Source organism: Planktotalea frisia (genome assembly GCF_001890925.1).
Taxonomy (GTDB): Bacteria; Pseudomonadota; Alphaproteobacteria; order Rhodobacterales; family Rhodobacteraceae; genus Planktotalea; species Planktotalea frisia.
In genome coordinates, this window is record NZ_MLCB01000139.1 from 1 (window position 1) to 18,261 (window position 18,261).

Annotated in this window: 15 protein-coding genes and 1 pseudogene; 5 read left to right on the top strand and 11 right to left on the bottom strand. The window is 51.3% G+C overall.

Going from position 1 to position 18,261, the window contains the following annotated elements; translation table 11 throughout:
* Positions 1-88: 88 nt before the first annotated feature.
* A pseudogene (locus PFRI_RS10920) lies at positions 89-349 on the top strand (peptide-methionine (S)-S-oxide reductase); the annotation flags it as partial.
* Here PFRI_RS10920 and PFRI_RS10925 read toward each other — a convergent pair.
* Positions 346-1,215, bottom strand: a complete 870-nt coding sequence (locus PFRI_RS10925) for a ribokinase (RefSeq protein WP_072630742.1) — start codon at positions 1,213-1,215, stop codon at positions 346-348. The pseudogene PFRI_RS10920 and the gene PFRI_RS10925 sit on opposite strands and share 4 nt — an antisense overlap.
* A gap of 18 nt (positions 1,216-1,233) precedes the next feature.
* Positions 1,234-3,489: an NADP-dependent malic enzyme gene (locus PFRI_RS10930; RefSeq protein ID WP_072630743.1), complete on the bottom strand. Its 2,256-nt coding sequence runs from the start codon at positions 3,487-3,489 to the stop codon at positions 1,234-1,236.
* A gap of 129 nt (positions 3,490-3,618) precedes the next feature.
* Here PFRI_RS10930 and mutS point away from each other — a divergent pair, with 129 nt between their 5' ends.
* Complete coding sequence (gene mutS, locus PFRI_RS10935; RefSeq protein ID WP_425439466.1) at positions 3,619-6,264, top strand: DNA mismatch repair protein MutS; 2,646 nt, start codon at positions 3,619-3,621, stop codon at positions 6,262-6,264.
* Positions 6,265-6,311: 47 nt separating this feature from the next.
* On the opposite strand, the gene PFRI_RS10940 is transcribed toward mutS, so the two are convergent.
* Together PFRI_RS10940 and hrcA are read right to left on the bottom strand one after the other, a co-directional pair.
* Complete coding sequence (locus PFRI_RS10940) at positions 6,312-6,881, bottom strand: nucleotide exchange factor GrpE (RefSeq protein ID WP_072630744.1); 570 nt, start codon at positions 6,879-6,881, stop codon at positions 6,312-6,314.
* 11 nt (positions 6,882-6,892) lie between these two features.
* Complete coding sequence (hrcA, locus tag PFRI_RS10945; RefSeq protein WP_072630745.1) at positions 6,893-7,954, bottom strand: heat-inducible transcriptional repressor HrcA; 1,062 nt, start codon at positions 7,952-7,954, stop codon at positions 6,893-6,895.
* A 115-nt stretch (positions 7,955-8,069) separates the two neighbouring features.
* Here hrcA and rph point away from each other — a divergent pair, with 115 nt between their 5' ends.
* The 3 genes from rph to hemW are packed head-to-tail and all read left to right on the top strand — an operon-like array spanning position 8,070 to position 10,538.
* Complete coding sequence (gene rph / locus PFRI_RS10950) at positions 8,070-8,783, top strand: ribonuclease PH (RefSeq protein WP_072630746.1); 714 nt, start codon at positions 8,070-8,072, stop codon at positions 8,781-8,783.
* Positions 8,780-9,394: an RdgB/HAM1 family non-canonical purine NTP pyrophosphatase gene (rdgB, locus tag PFRI_RS10955; protein ID WP_072630747.1), complete on the top strand. Its 615-nt coding sequence runs from the start codon at positions 8,780-8,782 to the stop codon at positions 9,392-9,394. Before rph ends, rdgB begins: the two co-directional genes overlap by 4 nt.
* Positions 9,354-10,538: a radical SAM family heme chaperone HemW gene (gene hemW / locus PFRI_RS10960; protein ID WP_072630748.1), complete on the top strand. Its 1,185-nt coding sequence runs from the start codon at positions 9,354-9,356 to the stop codon at positions 10,536-10,538. The genes rdgB and hemW overlap by 41 nt, the downstream gene beginning before the upstream one ends.
* Here the strand turns inward: hemW and PFRI_RS10965 are convergent.
* The 7 genes from PFRI_RS10965 to PFRI_RS10995 all read right to left on the bottom strand — a co-directional run bounded on the left by PFRI_RS10965 (position 10,535) and on the right by PFRI_RS10995 (position 17,901).
* Positions 10,535-11,431: a ParB/RepB/Spo0J family partition protein gene (locus tag PFRI_RS10965; protein WP_072630749.1), complete on the bottom strand. Its 897-nt coding sequence runs from the start codon at positions 11,429-11,431 to the stop codon at positions 10,535-10,537. The genes hemW and PFRI_RS10965 overlap by 4 nt on opposite strands.
* Before the next feature lie 12 nt (positions 11,432-11,443).
* Positions 11,444-12,253, bottom strand: coding sequence for a ParA family protein (locus PFRI_RS10970; RefSeq protein WP_072630750.1), 810 nt, complete (start codon positions 12,251-12,253; stop codon positions 11,444-11,446).
* On the bottom strand, positions 12,246-12,860 hold the full coding sequence (gene rsmG, locus PFRI_RS10975; protein ID WP_072630751.1) for a 16S rRNA (guanine(527)-N(7))-methyltransferase RsmG: 615 nt from the start codon (positions 12,858-12,860) through the stop codon (positions 12,246-12,248). The genes PFRI_RS10970 and rsmG overlap by 8 nt, the downstream gene beginning before the upstream one ends.
* 1 nt (position 12,861) lies before the next feature.
* Positions 12,862-14,730, bottom strand: a complete 1,869-nt coding sequence (gene mnmG / locus PFRI_RS10980; protein ID WP_072630752.1) for a tRNA uridine-5-carboxymethylaminomethyl(34) synthesis enzyme MnmG — start codon at positions 14,728-14,730, stop codon at positions 12,862-12,864.
* A gap of 3 nt (positions 14,731-14,733) precedes the next feature.
* On the bottom strand, positions 14,734-16,026 hold the full coding sequence (gene mnmE, locus PFRI_RS10985; RefSeq protein WP_072630753.1) for a tRNA uridine-5-carboxymethylaminomethyl(34) synthesis GTPase MnmE: 1,293 nt from the start codon (positions 16,024-16,026) through the stop codon (positions 14,734-14,736).
* Positions 16,027-16,047: 21 nt separating this feature from the next.
* Entirely contained in the window at positions 16,048-17,319 is a 1,272-nt protein-coding gene (gene rho, locus PFRI_RS10990) for a transcription termination factor Rho (protein WP_072630754.1), read from the bottom strand.
* A gap of 132 nt (positions 17,320-17,451) precedes the next feature.
* Positions 17,452-17,901 carry a CopD family protein gene (locus tag PFRI_RS10995; RefSeq protein WP_072630755.1) on the bottom strand — a complete coding sequence of 150 codons (450 nt, stop codon included), beginning with the start codon at positions 17,899-17,901 and terminating at the stop codon, positions 17,452-17,454.
* Between the last annotated feature and the right edge of the window lie 360 nt (positions 17,902-18,261).

Consider the following 18,261-nt stretch of genomic DNA (forward strand, 5'->3'; position numbering starts at 1 on the left):
CGGATCATGCGGTTAGCTGAATCGTTCTACGGTCAGACGTCAACCCGTCAAAAGTCGGGTGCTCGAAGACTCTGTGTATAACAATGCACAAAACGCATCTGCCAAGGCAGCCAAGCAAGCGGCGCAGAATGCGTTGGGTCAAAAAATTGTAACGCCAATTCTCCAAGCAACTCAGTTTTACAATGCCGAAGACTACCACCAAGATTATTACAAAGGTACCAAACGCGTGCTCACTCGGTTTGGTGCAGTGAAGCAGTCAGATGCTTATAAACGCTACCGCAAAGGCTGCGGGCGTGACGCGCGCGTAAAACAGCTTTGGGGCAAAGATGCACCCTTCGTGTCTCACTAGATACCAGAAAATGCCTCGACCTCTTTGAGGTCGGGGATCACATCAGCAGTTCCCATACGCATAACCATCAATGCGGCGGCGCGCATTGCGAGCGAAATGGATTGCCCCATCGTCAATCCACGATCCAACCCAGCCAGAACATAACCAGTAAACGTATCGCCCGCGCCAGTTGTATCAACCGGATCAACTTTGATCGCTGCAAAATGCTGATCAACACCTTCACTGATCCAACGCGCACCATCTGACCCTAGGGTGATGATGATATCGGCCACATCCAACTCTTCAATGGATACGCCCAGCGCTTGCTCTAACTGTTTCGCTTCAACAGCATTTAGGATCAGAAAATCAAGGTAAGGCAGCACTACTTTCACCGCTCCCGCGTCAAAGGGAGCCGCTGCATAGCAGACACGAAAGCCTAGTTTAGAGCCTACTTTTGCGGCAACACTTTGTGCATTGGTCTCATTTTGCGTGACGAGAATATCGCCAGTGCTACCAGTGCTTAACACATTGGCAACACTATCTTCTGATATTGCCTGATTGGCACCTGCAAACAGGGTGATCGCATTCTCGCCCGCATCATCAACATTGATAATCGCGTGCCCTGTTGGCACATCCAACTCAGCAATGTGACGCGTGTCTACACCATACTCTAACAGTCGATTTCGAGCCCAAATACCGTCAGATCCAATCGCACCAATATGCGCCACATGACTGCCCGCACGCGCGGCAGCGACAGACATGTTTGCGCCTTTACCGCCCAATCCTGTTTGCATCGAAGTCGCAGCAAGTGTTTCGCCCGGCCCCGGCAAATGCGGGACGCGGTAGACGTGGTCAGCATTGATAGAGCCGAGATTAAAAATCGTCATTCGACGCCTCTTTCTGCGTTAACCAACCTTACAAGACGCCAGCACAGCCATGTTCAAAATGTCGTTCGCTGTCGAATTCGTCGAACAAATCTGAATGGATTTATCAATACCACTCAAGATAGGTCCGATGACCGTGGCACCAGCAAGTTCTTGCATCAACTTCACAGAAATGCTCGCCGAGTGACGCGCAGGAACGACGAGAATATTCGCAGGACCGCTCAGCCGCGAGAACGGATATTGCTCTGCCGACTTCGCATTCAAGGCAACATCGACGGTCATTTCGCCCTCGTACTCGAAATCAACGCCGCGCGCCTTAAGAACGCTTGGCGCGATATGCATCTTTTCCGCACGTTCTGAGACAGGATAACCGAATGTCGAGAAACTCACGAAAGCAACGCGCGGCTCCAGACCCAAATGGCGCGCGACATCAGCGCCGCGTTCCGCAATTGTCGCCAAATCATTTTCATCGGGCCATTCATGCACCAGCGTATCAGCCATCAGAACGATACGACCTTTGTGCAGTAGCGCCGTTACGCCCACGGCTCCGTGCGCCGCATCAGCGTCAAACACATGGTTAACAAGCTCGAGAACATGCGCAGATTTTCGCGTCGCGCCAGTGACCAAACCATCGCCATGCCCATGCGCCAACATAAGTGCGGAAAACACGTGGCGGTCACGAGTCGCAAGCCTGTGCACATCGACACTGTCATAGCCTTTGCGCTGCAAACGCTCGTAAAGGTAGTCTTTGTAGACACTCAAATGTTGCGTGTTTGCAGCGTTGACGATCTCTAATTCGCGGAACGCGTCCCCCAAGCCAGCTTCTTCCAGCTTGGCCTTCACATCGTTCGAACGGCCAACAACCAATGCTTTTCCAAGGCCATTGCGCTGATACATCACGGCAGCACGTAGCACGCGCGGATCGTCCCCTTCTGCGAAGATCATACGCGCCTGAGCGGAGCGCGCGCGCGCATTGATGCCACGCAAAATGCTCGCTGTTGGGTCCATCCGCGTCTTGAGCGACAGCTCATACGCATCCATGTCAATAATCGGCCGGCGCGCAACACCCGTCTTCATGCCTGCCCGCGCAACAGCTGGCGGGATGCGGTGAATCAAACGCGGGTCAAACGGTGTAGGGATGATGTAGTCACGCCCAAAAGCCAGGTTTTTACCATAAGCCAACGCGACTTCATCCGGCACATCTTCACGTGCGAGATTGGCAAGAGCATGGGCGCAAGCGATTTTCATTTCATCGTTAATTGCACGCGCATGAATGTCTAATGCACCGCGGAAAAGATAGGGAAAACCAAGCACGTTGTTAACCTGATTAGGATAATCGCTACGACCCGTCGCGACGATAGCATCGGCGCGAACCTCATGTGCTTCTTCCGGCGTGATCTCTGGATCAGGGTTGGCCATTGCGAAAATAACAGGATTATCCGCCATGCTGATAACCATGTCCTGCGTTACAGCGCCCTTAACCGACACGCCTAAAAATACGTCAGCACCTTTCATGGCTTCGTCCAAGGTACGCAACTCTGTCGTAATCGCGTGCGCTGATTTCCATTGGTTCATACCTTCGGTACGACCTTGATAAATCACACCTTTCGTATCGCAAACGACACAATTGCTATGCTTCGCACCCATTGATTTCAAAAGCTCGATACACGCGATGCCAGCGGCGCCAGCACCGTTGAGAACGATCTTCACATCTTCAATTTTCTTGCCGCTCAAGTGCAGCGCATTCAACAAACCAGCCGCGCAAATAACAGCCGTGCCATGTTGATCGTCATGAAAGACGGGAATGTCCATTTCTTCCTTGAGGCGCTGCTCGATGATGAAACATTCCGGTGCCTTGATATCCTCAAGGTTAATGCCGCCAAAGGTCGGGCCCATTAACCTGACCGCATTACAAAAGGCATCAGGGTCTTCCGTATCCAACTCGATATCGATGGAGTTCACGTCAGCGAAACGCTTGAACAGGACTGCCTTGCCTTCCATTACAGGCTTGGAGCCCAAAGCACCCAGATTGCCCAGACCCAAAACCGCCGTACCGTTGGAGATTACCGCAACAAGGTTGCCCTTGTTGGTATAATCATACGCCAACTCGGGGTTCTCGGCGATGGCCAAACACGGCACAGCAACGCCCGGCGAGTAGGCCAAGGACAAGTCGCGCTGCGTCGTCATTGGAACCGTCGCACTGATTTCAAACTTGCCCGGCGTTGGCTCCAAATGGAACGAAAGCGCGTCTTCGTCGGTGATTTTCTGCTTGGACATTTCTATTCATTCCCTATGGAGTTTCCGCCTCATATCCCATGCAATCTCTGCGCTCAACAGTTTGACTGTTTTCACCTTTTCCCTGCGCGTTGCTCTCGTTACTCTGCGCATGAATTTCGGGGGACTTTCATGAGTACTGCCAAACCGACTGTGACGCCCATGATGGCGCAATTTCTTGAGATTAAGCAAAGCTATCCCGACGCTTTGCTCTTTTATCGCATGGGTGATTTTTACGAACTGTTCTTTGATGACGCTGTTGCCGCGTCCGAAGCTTTGGATATTGCCTTAACGAAACGTGGTAAACATGAGGGCTCTGAAATCCCAATGTGCGGCGTTCCGCACCATGCGGCTGAGGGGTATTTGCTAACCCTGATCCGCAAGGGTTTCCGCGTTGCTGTGTGCGAGCAAATGGAAAGCCCGGCTGAGGCGAAGAAGCGTGGTGGTAAATCCGTTGTGCGCCGCGATGTTGTGCGCCTTGTCACACCCGGAACTTTGACCGAGGAAAGCCTGCTCGATGCGCGCCGCCACAACTACCTTGCAGCCTACGCAGATGTGCGCGGCGATGGCGCTTTGGCCTGGGCCGATATGTCCACTGGCGCGTTTCATGTGATGTCACTCAATGCTGTGCGTCTGTCCCCTGAGTTAGCGCGCTTGGCACCAAGCGAAGTCATTCTGTCTGACACAACAGAGCCTGAAACCCTTAAGTTAGTGTCTGAAACAGGCGCGTCTATCTCTCCTTTGTCGCCTGGCGCATTTGATAGTACGCAAGGCATCAAGCGTATTTGCGATGTGTTTCAAATCGCCTCTCTCGATGCTTTTGGTGAATTCACGCGCCCCGAAATCTCCGCCATGAGCGCCCTGATTGAATACCTAGAGATCACGCAAAAAGGGAAGCTGCCGCTCTTGCGTCCCCCACAAAAGGAAAGCAGTGGCGGGACCATGCAGATCGACGCCGCCACGCGTCGCAATTTGGAATTAACACAAAGCCTGAGCGGCACTCGCAAAGACACGTTATTGTCTGTGATCGATCGCAGCGTAACTGCTGGCGGCGGGCGCTTGCTTGAGCGTCGCCTATCCAGTCCATCCCGCGACCTTGCCACGATCCACGCGCGCCTTTATGCAGTCGCTTGGTTCCATGAAAACACCCGCGTAACAGAAGAACTGCGCAAAACTTTGCGCAAAGTACCCGACCTTGATCGCGCCCTTTCGCGCATTTCACTCGAACGCGGTGGTCCGCGCGATATCGCGGCCATTCGAAACGGTCTGGAGCAAGCCGAGGCGATCCAAGCGACAAACTTCGAAGGCGCGCCAGATTTGATAACACAAAATACACATGCGTTGCGCGGTCATGATGATCTAATCACTCTGCTCAACGACGCTTTGATCGCTGAACCGCCCGTGCTCGCGCGCGATGGCGGATATATTGCCACCGGTTTTGACGACGAGCTTGATGAAACCCGTGCGCTTCGGGACGAAGGACGCAGTGTAATTGCCAAAATGCAGGCGCAATATTCTGAACTCTCGGGCATCAATGCGCTCAAGATCAAGCACAACAATGTTCTTGGCTACTTCATTGAAACCACAGCAACGCACGCCGAAAAAATGCTCGCCGCGCCGCTGAACGAAACCTTCATTCATCGCCAAACCACCGCAAATCAAGTACGCTTTACAACGGTTGATCTATCGGAAATCGAGACAAAGATCCTAAACGCCCGCGACCGCGCTCTTGAGATTGAAAAACGTCATTTTCAGACACTAACAAGAGAAATTGTCGCCAAAGCGCCCGAAATTTCCAACACTGCGCGCGCCCTCGCAGAGATTGATTTAAGCGCCAGCCTCGCCGCTCTCGCCCGCGCAGAGGACTGGAGCAAGCCAAAGGTCGACAACAGCCGAATGTTTCACGTGACGGGTGGGCGCCACCCTGTCGTTGAGCAAGCCTTGCGCAATCAGGGCAGCACACCCTTTATCGCCAACAACTGCGATCTTTCAGACGGGTCAGACGGTGCTTCGATTTGGCTTCTCACGGGTCCAAACATGGCGGGTAAGTCGACGTTTCTTCGTCAGAACGCTCTTATCGCTGTCCTTGCTCAGATGGGTAGTTTCGTCCCTGCGAGCGACGCTCACATTGGTATCGTGAGTCAGCTTTTCAGCCGCGTTGGTGCCTCGGATGACCTCGCGCGGGGGCGCTCTACCTTCATGGTTGAAATGGTGGAAACAGCCGCGATCCTTAACCAAGCGGATGAAAACGCGCTGGTGATCCTCGATGAAATCGGGCGCGGCACGGCGACCTACGATGGCCTTTCCATCGCTTGGGCGACGCTCGAACATCTTCACGACGTAAACAAATCCCGCGCGCTGTTCGCCACGCATTATCACGAGTTAACCAACCTTACCGCCAAACTCGCTGGCGCAGAAAACGCCACTGTGTCTGTGCGCGAGTGGGAGGGTGATGTGATCTTCTTGCACGAAGTCATCAAAGGCGCTGCAGACAGAAGTTACGGGGTCCAAGTCGCCAAACTCGCCGGCCTTCCCGCCGCGGTCGTTGAACGTGCGCGCATTGTTTTAGATGCGCTCGAAAAAGGCGAACGTGAAGGCGGAGGTCAGAAAGCCGTCATTGACGATCTACCGCTTTTCTCAGCCACGCCACCGCCGCCACCAATTCAAACGAAACAATCCCCGGCCGTAGACATGCTCAAAGACATTCACCCAGATGACCTAAGCCCGAAAGAGGCGCTAAACCTCATCTACAAGCTAAAAGAGGCGTCGCAAACTTAATCGCGACGCCCCTCTTCATCTTTCAAAATAAACTTAATCCCAAGCCATCAACCAGGCGTTGAGCTTACGCCGACTTGCGCAGGTCGCAGCAAGCGGTCGTGCAGCATAAAGCCTTCTGCTGCGACTTGAATGACCTCACCCGCTTTCGTTCCTGGCACAGGCGCTTCAAACATCGCTTGATGCACCTTGGGATCAAATTTGTCGCCAACCTCAGGGGAAACAGGCACAATTCCGTGCTTTCCAAAGACGTTGACCAATTCACGCATCGTCAGTTCGACACCTTCAATCAACGCTGAGGACACTTCACGCTGCTCATCCGTTGCCGCTTCCAAAGCACGTTTCATGTTGTCGTACACAGGCAACAAGTCGCGGGCCAATTTGGATCCGCCATAGTTTTCGGCCTCACGGCGGTCCCGATCAGATCGCTTGCGCGAATTTTCAGCATCCGCCAAAGCCCGCATAAAGCGATCTTTGAACTCATCACGCTCAGCCGTCACAATCGCTAACTCATCCGCAGCCAGCTCTTCTTCCGTCGGCTCGGCCTCTTCCTCTTCCGCAAGAGCCGCCTCAAGCGCATCTACATCATCCAGAAAGCCGTCTTCATCACGCTCTGCCATCTCTTTACCCTCTAACTCCGGTCGGAAATCAGCTTTCCAACCAGCTGCGCTGTGTAATCCACAATCGGCACGATCCGTCCATAATTCAGACGAGTCGGACCGATAACACCAACAGCACCAATAATTTTTCGCTCAGCGTTCATATAGGGAGAAACAACCAAAGAGGAACCCGAAAGTGAGAAAAGTTTGTTCTCAGAACCAATAAAAATGCGCACACCATCGCCATCTTGGGTAAGTTCCAGAAAATCAGCGATATCACGCTTGCGTTCAAGGTCATCAAAGAGCGTTCTGATACGCTCCAAGTCCTCCTCTTCCGCTTCACCCGCAAGCAAATTAGAGCGTCCGCGCACGATAAGGCGTTCGTGATGTTCGCCCTCGTCTTGCCAAACCGCCAATCCGCTGTCGATCAAATCGCGTGCAAGTTTATCTATCTCTTGCCGTCGCGCTTTGATTTCGTGCCGCATGACAGTTTGCAACTCAGACAGCGTGCGCCCCTCCATCAAAGCATTCAGAAAATTCGCAGCTTCACGCATAGAGCTCGGTGTTTGACCGGGCGGCGGCGTGAAAAGACGGTTCTCAACATGACCATCGGCAAAGACCAGAACCACCAGTGCGCGATCCGTCGAAAGGGAAACGAACTCAATATGCTTTATTGGTGCCTCATGTTTTGGCGTCAAAACAAGCGAAGCGCCTTGCGTGACACCCGACAAAGCAGAGCCGACACGATCCAACAAATCACCCACGTCAGAACCATTGCCGACGGTCGAGTTGATCTTATCGCGGTCATCATTATTCAGATCGTCCACTTCCAACAAGCCATCCACGAACATGCGCAGACCCTTTTGCGTCGGCACGCGACCCGCGCTGATATGTGGACTTCCGAGCAGGCCCAAAAATTCCAAATCCTGCATCACATTGCGGATCGTCGCGGCGCTCACCTTTTCCGACAGGGATCGCGTCAACGTACGCGATCCGACAGGTTCGCCGTTCGCCAAGTATCCCTCGACAATCTGGCGAAACACCTCGCGCGAACGATCATTCATTTCCGATAAAAGCTGTGGACTGTCCTGCATTGTCACCACCTATAATACCAATGTATTAAGACCGCCCTGCGCGCCAAAGGTCAATCGGGGTTGCGCACTCCTATCGCGCGCCTGTATCCCCTAGCCAAATCGAAAGGATAATCTCATGCGACCTTCAGGACGTGAACTAGACGAAATGCGCGCCGTTTCAATCGAGACGAACGTAACGAAACACGCCGAAGGGTCGTGCATGATCAAAATGGGTGACACCCATGTCCTTTGTACAGCAACTGTCGAAAACCGCGTGCCGCCTTTCATCAAAGGGTCCGGTCTCGGGTGGGTTACGGCCGAGTATGGCATGCTTCCTCGCTCTACGACTTCGCGTATGCGTCGTGAAGCAACTGCGGGTAAGCAAGGCGGGCGTACCGTTGAAATTCAGAGACTAATTGGGCGTTCTTTGCGCGCAGGCGTTGATCGCGTTGCGATGGGTGAACGTCAAATCACTGTCGACTGTGATGTGATCCAAGCTGATGGCGGTACGCGTTGCGCCTCTATCACAGGGGGTTGGGTTGCTTTGAAGCTTGCCGTAAACAAGCTGATCAAAGCAGGCGATATCGTCTCTGATCCGCTGGTCAGCCCCGTTTCTGCAATCTCTTGCGGCATCTATGCAGGTCAGCCTGTGCTTGATCTCGATTACCCCGAAGATTCTGAGGCAGGTGTTGATGGTAACTTCATCATGCTCGCCAACGGTCAAATGATCGAAGTCCAGATGAGCGCCGAGGGCAGTACATATTCACGTGATCAAATGAACCTTCTGATCGATCTCGCTGAAAAAGGTGTTTCTGAACTCTCCGCGATGCAATTGGCTGCCACTGCATGAGCAGAAAGTTCGCTGAATCCACGCTTTTGATTGCCACTCACAACGCAGGCAAGCTCGAAGAAATGCGCGAATTGCTGACCCCTTTTGGGGTAAGCGTCGTCGGCGCTGCGGAGAAGAACCTGCCAGAACCGATCGAGACTGAAGATAACTTCATCGGCAACGCGCGCATCAAAGCCCACGCCGCTGTAAAGGCGACTAGCCTGCCCGCTTTGTCCGATGATAGTGGCATCGAGGTGGAAGCGCTGAACAATGAACCCGGTGTTTACACGGCCGACTGGGCCGAAACGCCCAACGGTCGTGACTTTGTAATGGCGATGACCAAAACACACGACAAGCTTGAAGCGGTTAACGCCCCTCACCCCCGTCGCGCGCGCTTTTGCTCTACCTTGGTGCTCGCGTGGCCTGATGGTCATGATGAGGTCTTCGTAGGGAAGGTTAACGGGACGCTGGTTTGGCCCATGCGCGGTTCTGTTGGCCACGGCTATGACCCAATGTTCATGCCCGACGGCTATGATATCACTTTTGGTGAGATGACGTTCGAAACGAAAAACCAAATCAGTCATCGCGCCGATGCATTTGCAAAATTGGTTAAGGGCTGCTTTGAGCGCTGATTGGCAAAATGGCGGTTTCGGCATTTATGTGCATTGGCCCTTTTGCCAAGCCAAATGTCCCTACTGCGATTTCAATTCCCATGTTTCACGTGAAATAGACGAGCGTCGCTGGCTCAACGCATATCTTGCCGAACTCGACCGCGCCGCTGCCGAACTGCCTGGTCGCGTGGTTAACGCTGTCTTCTTTGGTGGCGGCACACCCAGCCTGATGCATCCCGACACCGTCGCTGCGATCATCGAACGCATTCGCAAACATTGGCCGATGCCGAATGATCCAGAGATCACCCTCGAAGCAAATCCCGGTTCCGTCGAGGCTGGCCGTTTCCGTGGATATGCCGACGGCGGCGTCACGCGGATATCGATGGGGGTGCAGGCGCTCAACGATCGTGACCTCAAACGCCTTGGTCGCATCCATACTGTTGATGAAGCCAAGAAAGCCTTCGAAATCGCGCATTCAACTTTTGAGCGAGTTTCTTTTGATCTTATCTACGCAAGGCAGGACCAAACGCTCGAAGACTGGAAAAAAGAGCTGAATGAGGCCCTTTGTTTGGCGATCGATCATCTGTCACTTTATCAGCTAACTATCGAGAAAGGCACGGCTTTTTCGGATAGATACGAAAAAGGTGGTCTCACAGGGCTTCCTGTCGAGGACCTCGCCGCAGATATGTACGACGTCACAAACGAGCTCTGTGAGAGAGCCGGTTTATTTGGCTATGAAGTGTCCAACTACGCGAAAGTCGGAGCCGAATCTCGGCACAATTTGATCTACTGGCGTTATGGTGATTACCTCGGCATCGGCCCCGGTGCACATGGTCGCCTGACAATTGACGGTGTGAAATACGCGACGGAGCATTTCAAAATGCCAAACGCTTGGCTCGAAAATGCGGAACGTGGTCGCGGCGAGAAAATCCGTGATGCTCTGAGCGGGACAGATCAAGCGAACGAATATTTGATCATGGGTCTTCGGATCACAGAGGGTATCGACACAACTCGGCTCGAGAACCTAGCTGGTGCCAAAATCGACACCACCGCTTTGACCCATCTGACAGACTTAGGCTTGATCGAACAAAGTGGCTCGCATCTGCGAACCACTCCTCAAGGTCGTCTACTACTCAATTCAGTGATCGGCGAATTGATCTATTAACTGATGCTCAGAATGCGACAGATCTCATCTAGTTGATCCAAAGACGCGTACTTAATTGTAACCTGACCCGACTCCCCGCCAGCTTTGTGATCAACTTGGACAGATAGACCCAAAGCCGCAGACAAGTCATTTTCCAGCGCTTTAGTGTCTGCATCCTTTTCCGAACCAGCGCTCTTTGAACGCGTCGTACTGGAGGATCCGCCATCATCCTTCTTCTTTGCCAAAGCTTCTGTGGCGCGAACCGACAAGCCCTGCGCCACAACCTGCTTTGCTAAGCCAGATGGATCATCCGATGTAATCAAAGCACGCGCATGACCTGCTGAGAGCTTTCCCTCAACCAACAGTTCCTGAACGTCAGCAGGAAGATGCAAAAGACGCAATAAATTGGCAATATGGCTACGGCTTTTGCCCAGCTCCTCAGCAAGTTTCTCCTGCGTATGACCAAACTTATCCATCAATTGCCGAAAACCTGCCGCTTCCTCAACAGGGTTAAGATCAGCACGCTGAATGTTCTCGATGATCGCAACTTCCAGAACCTCTGTATCCGTAAAATCGCGCACCAGAACAGGAATTTCATGCAATTGCGCCATCTGCGCAGCACGCCAACGGCGTTCACCCGCGACAATCTCGTACTCGCCATTACCTGTCGAACGCTTGCGTACGATAAGTGGCTGAATGATGCCCTTTGCTTTGATGGAAGCTGATAGGTCCCGAAGATGCTCGTCCGTGAAACTCCGTCGCGGCTGATCAGGGTTGGGGAAGACTTTCTCAACCGGCACGATCAGGTCCGGGCGCGCAGAACTACTTGATGAGCTTGTGCGTTCTGGACCGACGTCAGCCATCAAAGCCGAAAGGCCACGACCCAAACCACGGTTTTTCTTCATATCTGCCATGTTCGTCTCCGTTTAAGCCGAAAGTTTAGCGTTGTTTGCAATAACTTCACGCGCAAGATCGCCGTAAGCTTTCGCGCCTTTTGACATCGGATCATAATCCAGAACCGGCACTGCAAAAGATGGCGCTTCGCTCACACGCACATTTCGCGGTATCTTCGTTTGAAATACGATATCACCTAAATTTTCTCGAGCGTCGTTTTCAACCTGTTGTGACAAGTTGTTGCGCGCATCAAACATAGTCAAAACAACGCCCTCAATGCGTAAGTTGGGATTGGCAGTTTGACGTACTTCACGAATTGTCAGCATCAACTGCGACAAACCTTCCAGCGCGAAAAACTCGCTCTGCAACGGGACAAGCACAGAGTGCGACGCGACCATCGCGTTTACTGTCAGTAAATTCAACGAAGGAGGACAATCGATCAGGATATAGTCAAACGCGTAGTCGTCCATCAACGGCTGCCGCAATGCATCATGCAATAGAAAGCTGCGTTTCTCATTCGACATAAGCTCTATGTCGGCAGAACTTAGATCAACCGTTGCTGGAACTATCTTTAAACCATCGGTTGCCGTGTCCAAAATAACGTCGGACAAAGCGACGTTATCAAGCAAAAGCTCGTAGGTCGTGTATTCCCGCGCGCTTCCTTCAATTCCAAGGCCGGTCGATGCATTTCCTTGTGGATCAAGATCAATAATAAGGACACGTAGGCCTTCTGCGACCAAAGACGCCGCAAGATTGATCGTCGTCGTCGTCTTTCCAACGCCACCCTTTTGGTTGGCAATCGCTACAATTTTCGTATCCGTAGATCGCGTAGGGTCAGACATGTTCAATCCCGTTAATGCGTAAAATGACAGCTTCGTCGCTCGTTTCACTTTTTATCGCTTCATACTCAAAGCGCCATGAGTCTTGTGCGGCTTGCAGTTCTTTTTCCCAACTCGCCCCTTTTTGAAAGAGACACGTCCCTTTCGGTGCAAGATGCAAGTCCGCGAACTCTAGCAGCTTTGTGAGGTCTGCGAGGGCGCGTGCGGTGAGTACATTGGCGTTTTGTGGAGGCAATTTTTCAATTCGTTCTGCGTAGACCTGAACTTTGCAGTCCGTCTCCCGCGCGACGGTACGCAAGAAAGCGCATTTGCGTTGATCGCTCTCCACCAGCGCTATCTGCCGATCAGGTGAATGTTCTTTAGACAGAATTGCGAGAACCATACCAGGAAAGCCACCACCAGAGCCGATGTCCAGCCAGTTAGTTGTAGTTTCAGCACCCAATTGGAAAACTTGAGCGGAATCCAAAATATGACGCTCCCAAATGTCATTGAGCGTCGCTTTAGAAACCAAATTTATCTTTGGGTTCCATTTCAACAGAAGCGATTCATAGTGCTTTAGACGCTCCATTGTTTCACGTGAAACATTCAATCTGCCAAGACTCTCGCTCATACTAAGCTCGCTTTCGCTGACGCAATTTCGCTAACAGCAGTGTCAACGCTGCAGGAGTCATCCCATCAACGCGTCCCGCTTGAGCAATATTCATTGGTTGCACGCGGCCAAGCTTCGACTTTAGCTCATTTGATAAACTATCAATGGCGTCATAATCGAAGTTTGCGGGAATTACCTGCGCTTCATCACGTTTCAAAGCGTCAACATCCTTTTGTTGACGCGCAATGTAGTTTGAATAAAGCGCATCGCGCTCAACTTGCTCAGCAATCTCTTTGTCCGTGTCTGACAACTCTGGGAAAAGTCCCAAAATGTCAGCAAAAGCAACATCAGGAAACGCCAAAACCTGTACGCCATCTCGTCGATTACCGTCTTGGTTCACTGAAACGCCGCCCGCGTTTATCTCTTTGGGTGTCAATGACCGAGACTTCAGCGTCTCCACAACAACCGCGATGCATGCTTTCTTCTTCTCGAACATATCGGCTCGTGTCTTTCCAACACAGCCAAGCTCAATGCCTAGAGGCGTCAACCGTTGATCCGCATTGTCGGCACGCAACGAAAGCCTAAACTCCGCACGTGAAGTAAACATACGATACGGCTCTGTCACGCCTCGTGTGGTCAGATCGTCGATCATTACGCCAATATAGCTGTTAGTCCGGCTAAATATGATAGGTTCGCGATTTTGCACTGCCAAAGCAGCGTTAAGACCGGCGACTAGCCCTTGCGCGGCGGCCTCTTCATAACCCGTTGTTCCGTTGATCTGCCCCGCAAGATATAGCCCATCGTACCCCTTCACGCTTAGACGCGCGTCTAATGCGCGCGGATCGACGTAATCGTATTCAATGGCATAGCCAGGTTGAATGATCTTAGCGTCTTCCAAACCCACAATCGTTTGCACATAGGCGTGTTGAACATCTTCAGGGAGGCTAGTGGAAATTCCATTCGGATAAACGGTGTGATCACTGACACCTTCAGGCTCTAAAAAGACTTGATGGGACGTTTTGTCAGCAAAGCGCACGATCTTATCTTCGATAGACGGGCAATAACGCGGGCCAATGCCATCGATATGACCACCGTACATAGCGCTCTTTTTGAGGTTATCTTCGATCAACTTGTGTGTGCGCAAATTCGTGTGCGTGATTCCACAGTTCACTTGCGGCGCGCTAGCGCCCGAAGACATGAAGGAAAACAGCACTGGATCTTTGTCACCCGGCTGACTTTCAAGGATATCCCAGTTTATTGTACGCCCATCCAATCGTGGCGGCGTGCCTGTCTTCAAACGCCCTAACGGGAGATTAAAGCTATCAATCCGCTCCGCGAGTTTAATAGAAGGTTTGTCACCCATACGTCCACCTGGCTTTGAGACGTCGCCTATATGAATAACGCCGCGCAAAAATGTCCCTGTTGTGAGGATTACCGCTTCGCTTGATAGCTCATTGCCATCTGCCAGCATCACGCCTTTGATTGTAGAACCGTCCATGATGAAATCGACGACTTCACCTTCGATAATACTCAGATTCGTCTGCTGTTCAGTCTCTCGTAGCATTTCTGAACGATAAATCGCTCTATCAGATTGTGCTCGCGGGCCTTGGACGGCTGGACCCTTACGTCGATTAAGAAGTCGGAATTGAATACCAGCCTTGTCAGCGACACGACCCATCACACCATCGAGCGCATCAATCTCACGAACGAGATGACCTTTACCCAGACCGCCAATCGCTGGGTTACATGACATCACGCCAATTCCATCACGATTCAAAGTGACCAGCGCAGTATTCACACCCATGCGAGCGGAGGCATGAGCGGCATCACAGCCAGCGTGCCCACCACCGATAACGACAACATCAAAATGCGATTGTTTCACGTGAAACATTCCTTACTTACCAAGACAGAAGCTTGAAAAAATTTCATCCAAGAGATTCTCAACGTCTACATGACCTATGAGGCTGTTCAAAGCACGAATAGCAGACCGCATATCCTCAGCCACAAGATCATAGTGATCGGGGCCAAGAGTTAGCCCATCTTTGGCCGCGTTCAAATATTGCACCGAAGACAGCAACGCCTGACGATGCCGTTCACGCGTTGCAATACCTGCGCTAGCCGATCTTTCAAACAATGTCGTCGAGATAACTGAAACAAGGCTATCCACACCCTTGCCAGTCTTACCCGAAACGGTCATCCCGCTTTGTGACTGAAAAAGATCCGCTTTTCCAAGTATTTCGATATCACCATTCTGGGGTGTTATTGGAAGCTTTTCATTAACAGAAGACTTTAGAAAAACGCGCAGGTCGGCTGCCTTGGCGCGTTGCAAAGCACGATCGATACCGATCTTTTCTACAAAATCCTCTGTCTCGCGAAGGCCAGCGGTATCCAATATTGTTACTGCCAGACCATTCAAGTCCAGCTTAACCTCAATCACGTCCCGCGTCGTCCCTGCATATTCAGAAGTGATCGCAGCGTCGCGGCCAGCAATCGCATTGAGCAATGTGGACTTACCAATGTTAGGTGCACCAATAATCGCGACTTCGAAGCCAGTCCGAATGCGTTCAGCAGTTTTCACACCTTCTGCTTCTTTGTTGATCGCTGATTGGCTACGGTCTAGCAGCTCCAGAACTTCGGGAGTGACATCGACAGGGACATCTTCATCAGCGAAATCAATCGTTGCTTCTAGTAACGATGCTGCTCTTATCAAATCACTGCGCCAAATCTCAGCGGTTCGACCAAGATCCCCAGCGAGAACGCGCACTGCTTGTTTACGCTGCGCTTCTGTTTCCGCATCAATGAGATCAGCGAGACCTTCGACCTGAGCGAGATCGAGTTTCCCATTCTCCAAAGCGCGTCGCGTGAATTCGCCAGGTTCTGCGGGGCGCACGCCTTCGACACCTCCCAGCAGCTCCATTATGCGGGAAACAATTGCTGTACTTCCATGTAAATGAAACTCAACAACTGGTTCGCCCGTGAAACTTTTGCGATCCTCAAAGGTCAAAACCAACGCCTGATCAATCAAAGCTCCGCTAAGATCAGTCAGGTTACGAAGGCCAGTTTTGTGCGAAGACGGCAAATTGGAGCAAAACACCAAACCAGCATCCCAAGCGCGCGCGCCAGAGATACGGATAACGGAAACGCCGGCCTTGCCTTGCGCCGTCGCGAGAGCAAAAATCGTGTCCATGACACCTGCCCTATCTGGTTGTTAGGTGTTCATTGAATCAAAGAACTCGGCGTTGCTCTTTGTTTGCTTGAGCTTACCAAGTAGGAATTCAACTGCGTCTGTCGTACCCATAGGATTAAGGATACGGCGCAAAACGAAGGTTTTCTGTAGATCAACTTTGTCGATCAACAGTTCTTCCTTACGTGTGCCAGACTTAAGAATATCAATCGCAGGGAAGACACGCTTGTCAGCAATTTTACGATCCAGAACAACTTCGCAGTTACCCGTTCCTTTGAATTCCTCAAAGATCACTTCATCCATGCGCGAACCTGTGTCGATCAATGCAGTGGAAATAATCGTAAGCGATCCACCCTCTTCGATATTACGTGCGGCACCAAAGAAGCGTTTCGGGCGTTGCAACGCGTTTGCGTCAACACCACCTGTTAGTACTTTACCCGACGAAGGCACCACAGTGTTGAAGGCTCTACCAAGTCTTGTGATAGAATCAAGAAGGATGACCACATCTCGCTTATGCTCAACCAGACGTTTGGCTTTTTCGATAACCATCTCGGAAACAGCAACGTGACGCGTAGCAGGTTCGTCAAAGGTTGAGGAAACAACTTCACCCTTAACAGAACGCTGCATGTCGGTGACTTCTTCAGGACGTTCGTCGATCAGAAGGACAATCAAGTAACACTCAGGATGATTTGCTTCGATACTCGCTGCGATATTCTGTAGCAAAACGGTTTTACCAGTCCGCGGCGGCGCAACAATCAAGCAACGCTGACCTTTGCCAATTGGAGCAACCAAGTCGATGACGCGCGCGGAGCGGTCTTTGATGGTTGGATCCTCGATCTCCATCTTGAAACGTTCATCAGGGTAGAGCGGCGTGAGGTTATCAAAGGCAATCTTGTGCTTTGTCTTTTCGGGATCCTCAAAGTTGATTTGCATGACACTAACAAGGGCAAAGTAGCGCTGGTTATCGTCAGGTGCAGTAATCACACCATCCACAGTATCGCCTGTTCGCAAAGAATATTTACGGATCATTTCAGGAGAAACGTAAATGTCGTCCGGACCCGACAGATAGTTCGCCTCAGGCGAGCGCAAGAAGCCAAAACCGTCTTGCAGCACTTCGAGAACACCGTCCCCCATGATTTCCCAACCTTCATCCGCGCGTTCGCGTAGAATTTGGAACATCATTTCGCCCTTACGCATTGTGGATGCGTTCTCGATCTCTAGCTCTTCAGCCATGGAAACGAGGTTCTTAGGGCTTTGCGCTTTGAGTTGCGAAAGTGTGAGAGAGTTTTGTGTCATGAAAAACCTTTGGACAGCACGACCGATATGGCGCTGTTTGATAAAACTGAAATTAGGAGGTGCACGTTGATCCTGAACAGGCGCGCGTTGAAGCCCTATTACAGGCGCGTGCGCCTCGAGTCAAATAGCCGCTTAGAACTTCACAACGACCGATACAACGATAAGGACCATCAAAAGCGTAGGGACCTCATTCATGAGGCGATACTGACGCCCTGTGAGCTTATTTGAGCCGTTAACGAAATCTTTACGACGTTTACCTAACCATTCATGGAAGATAGTCATCGCGATCACGCTCACCGCCTTCACCCAAGGCCACCACATGGACCAATCGACAATCCCGGGTGTAAACACCAAACACAGACCAAAAATCCAAGTTGCGATCATCGCTGGCTGCATGATCACTTTGAACAGCTTCATTTCCATGTTTTGATAGGTCTCATTTAAAAGACCAGTCGGATCAACACGCTCTACATGGTTCACAAGCAATCTTGGAAAATAGAACAGCCCTGCCATCCAAGAGATCACTGCCATGATATGCAGTGATTTGATCCATGGATATGCTGAAGCGAGTAAATCTGACATGTCCTATCCTTAATAATAATAAATAAAAGATAAAAGGTTGATGATTATGTAGTGTGACCACTTTCTGTGGATTAAACAGTTTTCCACAGAAGCTTGAACATGTTGAGGACTTAGAACTTGTCTCTTCATAATGTCTTGATATCATTAATAAGTGTTTTAAAATATATACTTACCCAGAATATTGATGTGGATAACCTACTCACATTTGATGTGCAGTTTTAGAGATGCAAGAATTTTTTCTTCGCAAACTTATCCTCATCCACAGAGTAGGGATCGGTGTGCTTTTCCTTGGCGTGACGTGATATTCCCCAGCTTGCCAAGTCTCACCAAGTTGCCCAGTAATACTCCTTAACAAATCCT

Coding starts and splice junctions, on each gene's coding strand:
- PFRI_RS10995 (WP_072630755.1), bottom strand. CDS start 17,901: ATGTCAGATTTACTCGCTTCAGCATATCCATGGATCAAATCACTGCAT.
- hrcA (WP_072630745.1), bottom strand. CDS start 7,954: ATGCAGGACAGTCCACAGCTTTTATCGGAAATGAATGATCGTTCGCGC.
- rph (WP_072630746.1), top strand. CDS start 8,070: ATGCGACCTTCAGGACGTGAACTAGACGAAATGCGCGCCGTTTCAATC.
- rho (WP_072630754.1), bottom strand. CDS start 17,319: ATGACACAAAACTCTCTCACACTTTCGCAACTCAAAGCGCAAAGCCCT.
- rsmG (WP_072630751.1), bottom strand. CDS start 12,860: ATGAGCGAGAGTCTTGGCAGATTGAATGTTTCACGTGAAACAATGGAG.
- PFRI_RS10965 (WP_072630749.1), bottom strand. CDS start 11,431: ATGGCAGATATGAAGAAAAACCGTGGTTTGGGTCGTGGCCTTTCGGCT.
- mnmG (WP_072630752.1), bottom strand. CDS start 14,730: ATGTTTCACGTGAAACAATCGCATTTTGATGTTGTCGTTATCGGTGGT.
- rdgB (WP_072630747.1), top strand. CDS start 8,780: ATGAGCAGAAAGTTCGCTGAATCCACGCTTTTGATTGCCACTCACAAC.
- PFRI_RS10970 (WP_072630750.1), bottom strand. CDS start 12,253: ATGTCTGACCCTACGCGATCTACGGATACGAAAATTGTAGCGATTGCC.
- hemW (WP_072630748.1), top strand. CDS start 9,354: ATGCATTTGCAAAATTGGTTAAGGGCTGCTTTGAGCGCTGATTGGCAA.
- PFRI_RS10925 (WP_072630742.1), bottom strand. CDS start 1,215: ATGACGATTTTTAATCTCGGCTCTATCAATGCTGACCACGTCTACCGC.
- PFRI_RS10940 (WP_072630744.1), bottom strand. CDS start 6,881: ATGGCAGAGCGTGATGAAGACGGCTTTCTGGATGATGTAGATGCGCTT.
- mnmE (WP_072630753.1), bottom strand. CDS start 16,026: ATGGACACGATTTTTGCTCTCGCGACGGCGCAAGGCAAGGCCGGCGTT.
- mutS (WP_425439466.1), top strand. CDS start 3,619: ATGAGTACTGCCAAACCGACTGTGACGCCCATGATGGCGCAATTTCTT.
- PFRI_RS10930 (WP_072630743.1), bottom strand. CDS start 3,489: ATGTCCAAGCAGAAAATCACCGACGAAGACGCGCTTTCGTTCCATTTG.